General features: G+C 39.3%; 13 protein-coding genes. 8 read left to right on the top strand and 5 right to left on the bottom strand.

Annotated features, from left to right (window positions below):
- Positions 1-330 precede the first annotated feature (330 nt).
- From FWE37_05995 to FWE37_06015, 5 genes are all read left to right on the top strand, one after another.
- A complete protein-coding gene (locus FWE37_05995) occupies positions 331-1,737 on the top strand; it encodes an amino acid carrier protein (protein ID MCL2520535.1) in 1,407 nt (468 codons plus the stop codon).
- 135 nt (positions 1,738-1,872) lie between these two features.
- The gene (locus FWE37_06000; protein MCL2520536.1) at positions 1,873-2,769 is read left to right on the top strand and encodes a hypothetical protein; all 897 of its coding nucleotides are present in this window, start codon (positions 1,873-1,875) and stop codon (positions 2,767-2,769) included.
- A 37-nt stretch (positions 2,770-2,806) separates the two neighbouring features.
- Entirely contained in the window at positions 2,807-3,727 is a 921-nt protein-coding gene (locus tag FWE37_06005; protein MCL2520537.1) for a glycosyltransferase family 2 protein, read from the top strand.
- 32 nt (positions 3,728-3,759) lie between these two features.
- The gene (locus FWE37_06010) at positions 3,760-4,293 is read left to right on the top strand and encodes a hypothetical protein (GenBank protein ID MCL2520538.1); all 534 of its coding nucleotides are present in this window, start codon (positions 3,760-3,762) and stop codon (positions 4,291-4,293) included.
- Positions 4,294-4,454: 161 nt separating this feature from the next.
- Positions 4,455-4,940 carry a hypothetical protein gene (locus FWE37_06015; protein ID MCL2520539.1) on the top strand — a complete coding sequence of 162 codons (486 nt, stop codon included), beginning with the start codon at positions 4,455-4,457 and terminating at the stop codon, positions 4,938-4,940.
- A gap of 24 nt (positions 4,941-4,964) precedes the next feature.
- On the opposite strand, the gene FWE37_06020 is transcribed toward FWE37_06015, so the two are convergent.
- Both FWE37_06020 and mfd read right to left on the bottom strand, forming a co-directional pair.
- Positions 4,965-5,366 carry a type II toxin-antitoxin system HicB family antitoxin gene (locus FWE37_06020; protein MCL2520540.1) on the bottom strand — a complete coding sequence of 134 codons (402 nt, stop codon included), beginning with the start codon at positions 5,364-5,366 and terminating at the stop codon, positions 4,965-4,967.
- A 232-nt stretch (positions 5,367-5,598) separates the two neighbouring features.
- The gene (mfd, locus tag FWE37_06025; protein ID MCL2520541.1) at positions 5,599-8,955 is read right to left on the bottom strand and encodes a transcription-repair coupling factor; all 3,357 of its coding nucleotides are present in this window, start codon (positions 8,953-8,955) and stop codon (positions 5,599-5,601) included.
- A 135-nt stretch (positions 8,956-9,090) separates the two neighbouring features.
- On the opposite strand from mfd, the gene FWE37_06030 reads away from it, so the two are divergent.
- From FWE37_06030 to FWE37_06040, 3 genes are read left to right on the top strand one after another with little or no spacing between them, the layout of a single operon-like run.
- Positions 9,091-10,341, top strand: a complete 1,251-nt coding sequence (locus FWE37_06030; protein ID MCL2520542.1) for an MFS transporter — start codon at positions 9,091-9,093, stop codon at positions 10,339-10,341.
- 3 nt (positions 10,342-10,344) lie between these two features.
- Positions 10,345-11,148 carry a hypothetical protein gene (locus FWE37_06035; GenBank protein MCL2520543.1) on the top strand — a complete coding sequence of 268 codons (804 nt, stop codon included), beginning with the start codon at positions 10,345-10,347 and terminating at the stop codon, positions 11,146-11,148.
- Between the two features lie 44 nt (positions 11,149-11,192).
- On the top strand, positions 11,193-12,773 hold the full coding sequence (locus tag FWE37_06040) for a peptide chain release factor 3 (GenBank protein ID MCL2520544.1): 1,581 nt from the start codon (positions 11,193-11,195) through the stop codon (positions 12,771-12,773).
- A gap of 13 nt (positions 12,774-12,786) precedes the next feature.
- Here FWE37_06040 and FWE37_06045 read toward each other — a convergent pair whose 3' ends face one another.
- From FWE37_06045 to FWE37_06055, 3 genes are all read right to left on the bottom strand, one after another.
- A complete protein-coding gene (locus FWE37_06045) occupies positions 12,787-13,347 on the bottom strand; it encodes a hypothetical protein (GenBank protein MCL2520545.1) in 561 nt (186 codons plus the stop codon).
- Positions 13,348-13,359: 12 nt separating this feature from the next.
- On the bottom strand, positions 13,360-14,097 hold the full coding sequence (locus FWE37_06050) for a DUF4130 domain-containing protein (protein ID MCL2520546.1): 738 nt from the start codon (positions 14,095-14,097) through the stop codon (positions 13,360-13,362).
- Between the two features lie 2 nt (positions 14,098-14,099).
- A partial coding sequence (locus FWE37_06055) for a hypothetical protein (protein ID MCL2520547.1) occupies positions 14,100-14,309 on the bottom strand: 210 nt, incomplete at its 5' end.

The following is a 14,309-nucleotide window of genomic DNA, read 5'->3' on the forward strand; positions in this document are numbered from 1 at the left end:
ATCTAACATTTTTTACTCCTTAAATGTAAATAATTGATAACTGAAAGGTGAAAACTGAAAGTGGACAGCTTTTTAATTCTTAATTTTCATCTTTCACTTTTCAGTTACCACTACTCAATTACGAGTTATTATTTTTTCACTTGAGGAGAAAGTTTAAATTTTTTTGATATTTTTTTAAGGTTGGTTTGGTAGGGAAAAAAGTTGAGCTAGCTAGCCATCGATAAATATTGTTGGGACTATAGGTGGATAGCTACCAAATTTTGTATAGTTATTGCCATAAAGTACCCTATATGCTAAAATAAATGAATTTACAATTAAGGAGTACTACGAGTGGAAGCATTATTTTCTTTTATTGCAAGCATTAACAACATTTTGTGGGGTTATGCATTATTGTTTGTTTTGTGCGGAACAGGTTTGTTTTTTACCTTTAAATTAAAATTTATTCAGTTACGTCAATTTAAAGCAGCCTTTAAACGCAGTTTTGGCGGCGTTAAATTTAAAGGCAGCGCTGCCGGCGATAAAGGTATGAGCAGCTTTCAATCTTTGGCTACGGCCGTAGCTTGCCAAATGGGTACCGGTAATATTGTAGGTACTTCGGCGGCTTTAATTGCCGGCGGACCGGGCGCTGTTTTTTGGCTGTGGGTATCGTCTTTTTTGGGTATGGCCACTATGTATGCCGAAGCGGTGCTGGCGCAAAAATACAAAAGCGTTAATAAAGATGGTGTAGTGGTGGGCGGCCCGGCATTTTACATTCGTGCCGCCTTTAAAGGGCAACTAGGAAAAGTGCTGTCCGTTGGTTTTTCGTTTATCGTCATTTTTGTGATGGGGGTTATTTTTGTTCAGATGCAGGCTAATGCCATAAGCAGCGCCGTTACCAACGCTTTTCCTGTCGCGGCAACCGCTATTTTAGGAATTATCCTTGCCTTACTGGCTGGTTTTATTTTTATTGGCGGGGCTAAACGTATTGCCTCGTTCTCGGAAAAAGTGATGCCCATTTTAGCGGTAATCTATGTAACATCGGCGCTTATTATTATTTTTATTAATATTGCCAATATACCGTCAGTTTTTTACCAAATCTTTGTAGGAGCTTTTAATCCGCAAGCTATTGTGGGCGGCGGGTTAGGTATTGGTATTCAGCAAGCAATCCGCTTGGGTATTGCCCGCGGCCTTTTTGCTAATGAGGCTGGGTTGGGGAGTATTCCGCATGCACATGCCGTTGCTAAAGTAAACCACCCCGCCGAGCAAGGGCAAGCCGCTATGATGGGTGTTTTTGTGGTTTTTGTGGTGGTAACCCTTACGGCTTTGGCCATTTTATCGACAGGAATTATGGGGACGCATATTTATGGCCTTAGCAGCGCCGCGTTAATTCCCGATTTTTTACGCGGAGCCGGCTTAGCCCAAGAGACTTTCCGCCTGTATTATGGCTACTTTGGGGTGCTTTTTATTGCCGTTACTTTGTTCTTTTTAGGTTTTACTACCATTATTGCCGTTTATTTTTTTGGGGCCCAAAATATTAAGGCCCTCTTTGGCCGTAAAGCGATGTTTGTTTACACGCCGCTGGCTATTATGGCTACCTTTTTAGGAGCAGTTATTTCGGTAGATGCGGCATGGACACTAGTCGACTTTTTTATGGCTTTAATGGTTTTTCCTAACATAGCGGCTTTATTAATACTTAATAAAGAGGTGAGCGGTATAGCTAAAGAGTTTAATAGCCTTAATAATAAAATTAATAGTTAATAGTTGTAAAATTTAGTAAATTAATTATATTGATGGCACAAAAATAAAGGTGAAAACAGAAAATTTTCACCTTTTAATTTTTATCTTAAGAGCTAGTTATTTTTAAGGGGTTATGTTATAGTTTAAGCACTTTTTATGAAAAGTATAAAACAAAAAATTAAAAATAAAGCCGATTTGTGGCTAAGTAATAACCTTACGCAGTTAATGACTAAAGATAACTTAACTAATTTAGCTTTAAACAGTACAGCTTTAGGGATTAGCAGCGAAAGATACACAACTAACGAGGTAGTGGTATCGCTTACCAGCTATGGTAAACGTCTTTACTCCGTGCATTTAGCTATAGAGAGCATTATGCAGCAAACCTTAAAGCCTAACAAAATTGTGTTATGGCTTGGTAACGAATTAAAAAACACCCCTCTGCCTTTAGTTTTACAAAAACAACAACAGCGCGGCTTAGAAATTAAATACTGCGAAGATATAAAGTCTTATAAAAAATTAATTTTTAGTTTGAAGGTTTTTCCTCAGGCTACTATCATTACCATTGATGACGATTGTTGGTATAATTATTATTTGTTAGAAAATTTTTTAAATGAACATAAAGAAAACCCCCATTTAATTTTAGCTGCTCGTATGCACCGTATAAAACTTAATGAGCAAGGTACTTTTGAAAAATATACCGGTTGGGGTTTTCGTTATAAAAAATTTGATGTTAGCCCGCTTAATTTTCCAACGGGAGCCGGAGGAATTTTATACCCGGCAGGTTCTTTTAATGATGAAATTTTTAACCAAGAGGTTTTTACTAAAATTTGCCCCTATGCCGATGATGTATGGTTTAAGGCTATGGCGTTATTAAATGGTGCTTTATCTAAAAAGATTTTTACCTATAATGAGAATGGTGTTGATTATATAAGTAATGAAGAAGTGCAGGATATAGGGTTATGGGATACTGTTAATAAAAGCCAAAATGATAGGCAACTTAAAGCTGTTTTTGATAGGTATGATTTATATAAAAAATTGATACTAAACAATTAATAACAAAACCGTCAGACCAAATAAGAGTAAAATAAATATGAAAAAAATAAAACAAATAAAAAGAATAGTTAAAGCTAAACTAACCTACTATCTAAAAGGGTTAGCCGAAAAGTTAATAGTTAAAAATAACTTAACTAATTTAGCTTTAAACAGTATAGCTTTAGGGATTAGTAACGAAAGATACACGGCTAACGAGGTAGTGGTATCGCTTACCAGCTATGGCAGGCGCATTTATGATGTGCATTTAACCATAGAATCTATTATGCAGCAAAGTTTAAAACCCAACAAAATTGTGCTGTGGCTTGGTAACGATGTAAAAGATAAGCCCTTACCTATAGTTTTGCAAAGGCAGCAAAAGCGCGGCTTAGAAGTAAGGTATGTAAAAGATATAAAAAGCTATACCAAATTAATCCCGGCGTTAAAAGCCTTTCCGCAGGCCACTATTATTACCATTGATGACGATTGTTGGTATCATTATTACCTATTAGAAAACCTCATAAACGAGCATAAAATAAGCCCTAATCTTATTTTAGCGACTCGTGTGCACCGTATTGCTCTTGAAAATAATAATGCTTTGCAAAAATATAATAGTTGGGAGCAATGTTATAGCGGATTTGATGTTAGCCCACTTAATTTTCCAACTGGGGTGGGCGGAGTACTTTACCCGGCCCACTGCTTTAATGACGAGGTTTTTAATGAAGAGGTTTTTACTAAAATTTGTCCGCATGCCGATGATGTATGGTTTAAGGCTATGGCGTTATTAAATGATACACTATCTAAAAATATTATTACCTATAGTGGCGGGGGGGGGCAAAATTGTATGAGTTATTTAGATAATAACGATTCGCAAGAACAGGGATTGTATAAAATAAATATTAAAAGAAATTTAAATGATATACAGCTTAAAGCCGTATTTGATAGATATAATTTATATAAGAAATTGATATTAAACAATTAACAATAAAAATATTAAATTAAAATAAAAAAGATATGAAAAAAATAAGTTTATTGTTAGTAATTTTTATTTTTTTTACCGGCTGTTGGCGGGGCAGGTTAGATATAGGTACTACTGTTCAGTTAAGCCATTTTCCTAGCAGTCCTACTCATATTACGCAAGTTATAGTATTAGAGAACGGGCACGAAGTATATAATGGGCCATTGGCTAAAACAGATACGGCTGCTACCTCTACTCCTACTTTTATGGCGAGAGAGAATCATCTTTACACCATTATTTGGGTAATCCCCGGTGCTACGCCGCAGAGCATAACCCTTAAAAGGCAGCGTAATAATTGGCTTATTAATAATACGGAGGTAGCTATTTTTTCTTCTCCAGCTATTTATATTGAGGTAACAAGCGGGAATATTATTATTGACAAGCCCATAAGATTAAGCGAGGTAGATTTTTTAGGGCGGTTTGTTATTCGTCAGACTGCAAATAACCTATTAGGAATATGGTTTTTTGATAATATTCCGGCAAATGAAATAGAAAGAAGAGTAATTATTGGTAATGTAAAAGATTTGTAAGTCTTAAAAGAATAATCTTCATACGGTAATATTTTATAAAATATTGCAACATTTGGTTTTATATGTTAATATTGAATGTTTTTTAAATAACTCCGTGTTATAATAGCTTTACAAGATGATATTAATGAGGTATAATCTTTAAAACAAAGGAGAGTAAGAAAATGCGAGAAGCTCATGAAGTATGTCCAAGATGTGCAAACAGGATAAAGTGTTACCCGTATCTAGAACACGTAACTGAGGAGTATGTTAAGCAAGAAAAAAAGGATTGTCCAGTTCCGATAGGGGTAGAGCCGCATAAGATATGCCCACAATGTTTAAATAGAGAGATATGCTACCCTTTACTCAGAAATGCCATGGCGGATTATATAGAGGAATTGAGTAAAAAACCTATTCACAATGAAATTTCAGAGGCGGAAACTCAAGTAAGAAATTGTATAGAAAATTTAAAAGAAAATAGTGATGATTTTTTAGAAGATTATAGTAAATCGTGGCTTAAAATTAAAAATTATACCAAAGATTTAGAAAAATTTGTAGAACTGTACGATGAAACGTTAGCAGCAGTTGAGATAAGAGGCAACTGCAAGGACGCATGGTACAAAAAATACAAAGCCATGTACGCCGAAGACGAAAATTTATTTATTGGCTAACTAGGGGCTTTATAGTGATATTTACTAAATAATAATCTTTAGCTCCCGCCCATAAATGCGTGCAATTTTTTCTAAAGTTTTTACCGTAGGGTTAGCTTTACGCGGGTTTTCCAGCCGTTGATAAGCCTGATAAGTTAACCCTAATTTGCTGGCTATCTCAGATTGGCTTTGGCTGCCTCTAAGTTTACGCAGCTGTAAAGATAAGGCTATATGCGGGTAAACTCTTATTGGGTAACCGCCGGTATAGCTGGGTGGTGGTATTTCTAGCCCATGCGAAATACTAACTTCTAAAACTCCATTAAGGGCATCACTCGCCATAACTAAGGCTTCTTCTTCATTAAACCCACAAGTAAGTATATTTGATAAATCAGGGAAACTGACAATATATTCGTTTTCTTCTTGTTCTATTATACAATGATAAATCATAATACCCCCTATTACTGAATGCCTGCTTGTTTTAATATTCTTTTAGCAAGATGGCCCATATCTTTATTCCCGTGAATAGGTAACGGCACAGGCCGCTTGCCTTCATGTATTTATTCTAGCTAACACCCAGCCATCAGCTTCCAATATTTTGGCTACTTCACGAGCATTCATACTTTAATAGTACATTATTTATGTTGTAATGTCAAGAAAAAAAGAAGTAATCCCCTCGTTGTTACGCCGCCAGTCGTGCTAAATAATCGCGGATATATTCGCTTTTTTCCTTTAAACTTACCTTGCCAATGGTTAGCAGTAAGCCGGCGGCATTTTTGGGGTTAGGTTTTAATTTGCCGCCGCTTTCGGCTATTTGCCGCATAATGCTTTGCACCGAGATAGCGGTAAATTTAGCAAATTCAATTTCCAGCGTACCTTCTTTTTCCAGCAGGCTTTTAATTTTTAAGTTGCGGCATAAAATTTTAATTTCGGCAAGACTAAAAAAACTGCTTACTTCATCGGGTGGCGGGCCAAAACGGTCGTTAATTTCGCTGTGCAGGCCGGCTAATTCGTCTTCGGTCATTACGCCGGCAATTTTTTTATAAATTTCCATCTTTTCTAAGGTGCCGCTAATGTAACTATCTGGGATAAAACCGGAGTACTCTAACTCCAGCAAAGTTTCAAATTTATCGTCATCGGCGCCGGTTTTAGCCCTAATAGCTTCGTCAATCATCTTTAAATACATATCAAGGCCTACGGCATGGATTTGTCCGCTCTGCTCGCGGCCTAGTAAATTGCCGGCGCCGCGTACTTCCATATCTTTCATGGCAATTTTAAAGCCGCTGCCCAGCTCGGTAAAATCGCTGATAATTTGCAGCCGCTTCATAGCCGGCTCATCTAAAGCAATTTGGTCGGGGTAAAGTAGGTAAGCGTAAGCTACTCTATCGCTGCGCCCTACACGACCTTTTAGCTGATAAAGCTGACTAACGCCGTACATATCGGCCCGGTCGATGATGATGGTGTTAACATTGGGTATATCGATACCGCTTTCGATGATGGTGGTAGATACCAGCACATTAAAGCCGCCGTGCACAAAACGGTGCATCACATCGTCCAGCTCATCGGCGTTCATTTGGCCGTGCGCTACATCTACCAACGCTTCGGGTACAAGGCTGCGCACAAAACTGGCGGTGGCTTCGAGGCTGGTTACCCGATTGTGCAAATAAAAAATTTGCCCGCCGCGCTCCAGCTCGGCACGAATGGCCGCACTAACTTGTTCGGCATTATAAGGATTAACCATAGTCTCTACCGGTTGCCGGTTGGCCGGCGGGGTTTTAAGGGTAGAAAGGTCGCGGATTTTTACAAGGCTCATCTGCAAAGTGCGCGGTATGGGAGTGGCCGAGAGTGCAAGGGCATCGATATTACTTTTAAGGGCTTTAATTTTTTCTTTATCTTTAACCCCAAAGCGCTGCTCTTCGTCTACTATCATTAAGCCTAAGTTTCTAAACTCTACATCTTTACTTAAAAGACGATGGGTGCCGATAACAATATCCGCCTCGCCATTTTTAATGGCTAATAAATTTTTATTAAGCTGCGCTCTATCGACAAAACGGCTTAAAAGGGCAATACGCACAAAATCAAAGCGTTTAAAACGCTCTAAAAAATTATTAAAATGTTGTTCGGCTAAAATGGTGGTAGGGCACAAAATGGCGGTTTGTTTGCCGGCCATTGCCGCTTTAAAGGCGCTGCGCATAGCCAGCTCGGTTTTACCATACCCTACATCACCAATCACAAGGCGGTCCATCGGGCGGATTAACTCCATATCGGCTTTTATTTCGCGCATACTTTCTAGTTGGTCGGGCGTTTCGGTATAAGGAAAATCGGCTTCAAATTCTAGCTGAAACTCGTCATCGGGCGGAAAGGCAAAGCCCAGCGAACTTTCACGTTTAGCATAAATATCGATAAGATAATTGGCTAATTCTTCGGCGGCTTTGCTGGCTTTGCTTTTGCGGTTTTGCCAGCTTTTGCCGCCAATACTATCCAGCTTGGGTTTTTCACCGCCGCCGCCAATAAAACGTTCTACTAAATTTACTTGCTCGATGGGCACAAAGATACGGTCGCCGCCGGCGTATTCCAATACAATGTAGTCGCGTTCGCTGCCGGCAGCTTTTAGCCGCTCTATGCCTATAAATTGGCCGATGCCATGATTAATATGCACCACATAGTCGCCGGCGTTAAGCTCGATAAAACTATCGATAGCCCGGCTGCTTACTTTGCGTATATTCCCGGCGGTGCGTTTTTTACGGCCAAAAAGCTCGTGCTCGCAAATAACCATTAATTTGCTGCTGGGTAAACAAAAACCGGCCGATAACCCTTCGGGGATAACGGTAACGGGGTAATCTTTAAAGAGGGTTTCAATACGCAGGGCTTGTTCGTTGTTTTCGGCAAAAATAAAAGTACTATAACCGTTTTTAGCAAGACTGCTTAATTCTTCTTTTAGTAAGTTAATGTTGCCAAAGAAGCTGCGCGGCCCTTCGTGAGGTAAAATATTAACGGCTTTCCCTTCAAAATTATTATTTAAGGTAATCAGCTCTTTTTTGCGATTAATCAGCCCGGTAAAATTATTTAAAATTTCACTGGGCGGCGGTACGCCTAAGCCGGTACGAATGGCTCGCTTGTATAACTCATCGGCTTCGCTTTCAAAAGATTCGGCGGCACGTTCCAGCTTAGAGTAATCGTTTAAAATTAATACAGCCTCGTTTGGTAAATAATCGATAACCGAATAACTTTCGTTAAAAAGCAGCGGCATAAAAATTTCTTGGTAGCGGCCGGCATTAAGTAAATCGTTGGTGGGTAAGCTTAGTCCTTTTTTTCCGTAGCCGGCATTCCATTTGTTTTCTAGGGTTTTAACTTCTTGGGCCGTAAATAAAGCTTCCCGCGCCGCCGGAATGGTTAAACTGTTAAAACTTTGTAAACTCATTTGGGTTTGTATCTCAAAGCTTTTAATTTCTTCTATTTCGTCAAAGGCAAATTGCAAACGATGAGCAGCTTCTTCGCCGTGCATAAACACATCAACTACCTCGCCGCGTACGGCATATTCACCGGCTACACTTACGCGCGGCACCCGTAAATAACCAAAACTGCTTAATTTGTCGCTTAATTCGGCCGGGCCGGTTTTAATACCTTTAGTCAATTTAAAGTTTAGCTCTTTAGCGTAATTAGGCGGGGCGGTGCGCCGTATAAAATCGCGCACGGTAATTATGTTAATAGCGCTAACGGCCATTTTATTTAAAGCGCTTTGCCTAAGGCCGCTCACGGGGCTGGGTTGATAAAGATTAGTCTCTAAATTAGGGAAAAGATTAGCCGTAAGGCCAAAGGTGGTAAAATCGGCCGCTAAGCTATTGGCCTCGTCGCTATTGCTTACTACTATTAGTAAAGGCAGCTTAGCTTTTAAGCCGGTTAAAAAAAAGGCTAAAAAGCTGCCGTGCATATTTTTTAATACGGCAGGATAATTGCTGCCATTAAGAAATGAATTGGCCTTACTAAAGATTGTATCGGCTTTAGTACAAGCTAGTAGGTTATTAAAGATAGATTCCATAGCCGGGTAACTATAGCATAATAGCGGGGAATATACAACCTTAGGGAAGTTGGGTTATAAATTTAAATTAAGGCAGTTTTAAAAGTTAATAACAAGCTTGCTTTTTTAATACATTAAGGCTATAATCAACTTTAAATGATTAAACTTTATGCTCCGCCTTTTAATGCTAATAGGTGGCGTTTTCCTTTTACAGTTGTTTTAATTGCCGAAATGGTTACTTTAATGGCCTTTCAAACCAGTGTAAGTATTATTCCTTTTTTTTTACAGCAAGATTTAGGGATAGTTGGCGATGCCGAGTTAAAGGGCTGGATAAGTATACTGGCGGTACTGCCGGCCGTAAGTATGGCGATATGGGCCCCTATTTGGGGCAGTTTGGCCGATAACTTTGGCAAACGTATTATGCTTTTACGGGCAATGTTTGGCGGCTCGGTCGTTATTTTTGTAATGACTTTCGTGGCCGGCCCCACGCAACTTTTAATATTAAGGGTAATACAGGGCAGCTTAACCGGCAGTGTGGCCGCCGCTACGGTATTGGTGGCGGCGATGGTGCCGCGCCAAAGTGCCGGTATGGCTTTAGGCATTTTACAAGTGGGTGTTTATATTGGCGGGGCTATCGGCCCGGCTTTTGGAGCCTTTTTATTTGCTACGGTGGGTGGGCGCGGTAATTTTTTAATTACCTCGTTTATTTTATTGTTAGCGAGTTTGGTAACTTTAATTTTTGTACCCGAGCCGCCGCTGGCTGTAAAAGAGCCCAAAGCAAAACGTAAGCTCATTGATTTTAGCCCGCTTAAAGAAAATAAATTCATTTTATTTTTAATTTTAGTTAATTTATTTTCGCAAACGGCCTTTAACGTTAATGTGCCTATCATTGGCGTGTATATCCAATTTTTATCGCCCCACCTCGATTTAGGCCAAGTGGCCGCCGTTACCGGGCTGGTAGTTGGGGTATCTACGGCTTTAGCGGCGCTTGGGGCCGTCATTGCCGGAGCTGTTGGCAAAAAATTTAATTTCTATCATATTTTAATTGTTTGTTTTATTGGTTCGGCCGCTTTAGTGGTTTTGCAAGGCCTTGTCAGTAATTGGCAAACCTTGTTATGGCTGCGTATTATTAATAGTATCTTTTTGGGCGGTGTTATGCCTAGTATTAATGCTATGTTAGTTTTTACGGCCAGTAAAGAAAAGCAAGGGGCAGTTTTTGGTTTGTCGTCATCGGCCAGTACTGCCGGTTCGGCTTTAGGGCCAGCTTTGGGCGGCATAGTGGCCAATTTAGCTTACGGCTTACTGGGCTTTAGATACACCTTTTTTGTAAGCGGAGTAATTTTAATTTTATTAACTATTGCGGTGCTACAGCATAAACGGCAAGGTGATAAAGCAGGTGAGGGGTAGTTAATGAAGTTAGAAGACATAAAAATACCCGATGATGGGCTGCATTGGCCGGCCAGCGCCAGTTTAGATATTAATAACATAGTTAAGGCCATTTTACACCGGGAACTTAAGATTGCCGATTTAAAGTTACCTTTTCCTAAAAATAAACGAAAAGGCCCCGAAATATTTGTGCCCCCTAATGTGCGCAAACGCGCCCCTATCATTCGGATTAGTGAAGGGGAATATGACGAGGAACGTGAATATTTTTGGACACTTGGTTTTGATGAAAATGGCCATTTAGCTTTTATCGATTTAATAGAGATAGGCGGCAAATGGCGCACCAAAGTAAAAGTGAAAGATATTTTTAGAGGCTTTAGCTATTACGAAGCTAGTCAGGCTGTTTTTGCTCATAATCACCCGGGCGAAAAGGCCGATGAATTAAGCTTTAGTTTAGCCGATATAACTACGACGCAAAAACTTATTCAGGCCGGTATACTTTTAGATGTATTGGTGCGTAACCACATCTTATTAAATAATAAAGATGGGAGCGCTAGCTTGGTAGAGCAAGGATTAATGTATGATATGACCATTAAGGCGGTGCTAAAGGACGGCGGTGAAGAGATGATGGCCAAAATAATAAAAGACCAAAAACATACCATAACCTTAACTAGTAAAGAAAATGTTAAATTAAAACAAAGTGTAAATGAGCAAGACTATATGCTTAATAAAGCCGTAGAAGAGCTTGAAAATAGAAATAAGGTTATTAGCTTAAAAGATGAAAGAATTTCTCAACTTGAAGAACAGTTGGCTAAACTTAAAAAAGATTAACCTATCTTGCCCAATCACCTTTCTTTATGCTATCCTAACCCATTATGAGCCTACAACAAGAGATAGCCCGCCGCCTTACCTTTGCCATTATTAGCCACCCCGATGCCGGTAAAACCACCATCACCGAAAAGCTTTTGCTATTTGGCGGGGCAATACAGGCCGCCGGAGCAGTAAAAAGCCGCAAAAACAGCAAAGCCACCGTGAGCGATTTTATGCAAATGGAGGTAGAACGTGGTATATCTATTAGCAGCAGTGTAATGGGTTTTGATTATAAAGACCGCAAAATTAACCTATTGGACACACCGGGCCACGAAGATTTTAGCGAAGATACGTATCGTACTTTAACGGCGGTAGACAGCGCTTTAATGGTGATAGACAGCGTTAAAGGGGTGGAAGAGCGTACTCGTAAGCTGTGCGAAATTTGCCGCATGCGCCACACGCCCATTATTACCTTTTTTAATAAGCTGGATAGAGAGGGTAAAGAGCCGCTTTTGGTGCTGGACGAAGTAGAGCGTGAACTGAATATTTATGTAACCCCCCTTAGCTGGCCGATTGGGCAAGGTCAAAATTTTAAGGGTGTTTATAGTCTAACCGAAAAACGGGTGATTTTATTTGATGCCCACGGCACACAAGAAGAAAGTGAAAGCATAGAGATTAACAATTTAAATGATAAAAAACTTGACGAGTTGGTGGGTGAAAATTTAGCGACTAAATTACGTGAAGATGTAGCAATGGTCGAAGGTGTTTATCCTCCCTTCAATTTGCAAGATTATTTAGATGGTTTAGTTACGCCGGTTTTTTTTGGCAGCGCTTTAAATAACTTTGGTGTGCGTGAGCTGCTGGATAGTTTTGCGCAACTAGCGCCGCCGCCGCAGGCGCATGAGGCTGAAGAGCGTTTAGTGCAAGCTGCCGAAGAGGCGATGAGTGGGTTTATCTTCAAAATTCATGCCAACCTCGACCCCAAACACCGCGACCGTATCGCTTTTATGCGTATTTGTAGCGGCGTTTTTGAGAAAAATAAACAATATTTGCACCCGCGTAGCGGAAAAAATTACCGCACCAATGTGCCCACCGCTTTTATGGCGCAAAGCCGCGATATTATTGATAAAGCTTATCCCGGCGATATTATCGGCCTGCACGACAGCGGCCTTTTTAAAATCGGCGATAGCCTAACGGAGGGTGAAAAGCTAACTTTTAAAGGTATACCGGCCTTTGCCCCGCAAATGTTTCGTAAAATTTTAAACAAAGACCCGCTTAAAAGTAAGCAGTTTAATCGCGGCTTAGATGAGTTAAGTGAAGAGGGGGTTATCCAAGTTTTTACCCGTTACACTACCAAAGAGCGGCTTATCGGTGCCGTTGGCGCTTTACAGTTGGAGGTTACGCAATATAGATTATTACACGAATATGGGGCTAACGCCATCTTTGAAGCGGCCGATTTTAACATGGCCTGCTGGGTAAAGGCCGATAAAAAAGACGATTGGGATAAATTTATGGCGGTTTATGAGAACAAACTTGCTTTAGATGTGAAAGGTAATTACATATTTTTAGCCAGCAGTGAATGGACTTTACGGCGTACGATGGAAGAGAATAAAGAGGTAAGTTTTAGCTTTAGTAGTGAGGGGTAGGAGTAAAACTGCGTTAATTTTTTTGATAATTATTCTCAAAGCTGCTTACATATACCATTTTTTCGGCCGTTATACCAAAAGGAACACCGGCGCTAGCCCAAAAGCAGATAGATAACCTATCCAGCTCTTCTTTAATGTCGGCTTCCATTATCCAAGTGGCATTAATTAAATTTATTTTTAAGTAGTCGGTGGTTTTTTCAAGTTCTTTGAAAGGATTATTAAAAGATTTTTCTGTGTAACTATTTAAAGTTTCTAAAAGTTTGTTGTTTTCAACGATATAATTACCGTCTTTAATAATAAAACCTACCTCACCGGTATTCCCTTCTAGCCACAAATTAGTTACCTTAATAAAATCAACAATTAAAATATATTCTTGACAGGTAGTATATTTTTCTAATTTAATTGTTTTACCAAAATTTGGTATAGTCATTACTATTTGGAGTTTTTGTTCTTTTTTAAACCAAATGGCCTTAAACGGGGCACCATCATGAAAGGTTTTTTCAACCTGCTCTATTTCGGTTGGTGTATAGTTAGCATATAAACTTACTACTTCTAAATTTTCTATTCGGTTCATTTTTATTCCTTATTAATTAAACTCCGTCATAAATTTGCGGTTTTTGTAAGGCACTAGGCCGGCTTGTAGTTTATGGTTAATGCGCTCCTCGATGGTAATGCTTTTAATATAAGTTTTAAAAAGCTCGCCGTAATCATCGCCGGTTTTAATATCAGGCAAATTTTCTTTGCGGTAGATTTTTTTATCAAAGTAAATAAGGCCGTAACCGCGCCCTTCATCAAAAAGGGCAAGATTGGTTTTAAATTTTTCGATAAAAGCAGTCATCAAAATAGGCGCTAAATCGGCTTCCGGCCGAATAAAGGCGGTGCGGCAATTTTGATTACCATCAAAACGGACAAAACCTAAATATTTATAAAGTTCGGCCCCATTTTTACGTTTTACTTGCCGTAAAGTCGTTAAAATGTTATCGTCAATATTATTTAACATATCTTTAATAAATTGCCATCTATCGTAATTATTCTTAATGGATAAAATAGTACTGTTCATAACTTTTTTTATTAAATAAATAAGCTGGTTGGCTAAATCTTTATCATCGGCTAAAATTAAATTAATAAGTAAAATAAAATTGTCGCCATAATTTTTAGCTAACTGTTCTTCAAAATCTAGGGCCAGTTGCTCATTATTGATGGTAACTCCTTCGCTAAAAAGTGTATCGCTTTGCCCTCTGCTGATAGTACCGGGCTGTTTAGCGGCTAACATTGTGCCGGCAGCGGCATAAAATTGTAAATTGTTTTGATAAATATAATGCATAATTAAAGTAAAACCGGTTGTTTAGAGGTTAAAAAACTTTTAATCGTTTGTTCTTCCAATTTAATAATGGCCCCAATTTTGCGGCCGGCGCTAATAATAAAAGGTTCGGCACGTTTAAGCACTACGCCCAACTTTTTTAAATGTTCGTAAGTTAAGGTGGTATGACGGCGGCTGGCCACAATCCGGCTGGCGCTGGTTAGGCCAATGCCGGG

Source organism: Spirochaetaceae bacterium (assembly GCA_009784515.1).
Lineage (GTDB): Bacteria > Spirochaetota > Spirochaetia > WRBN01 > WRBN01 > WRBN01.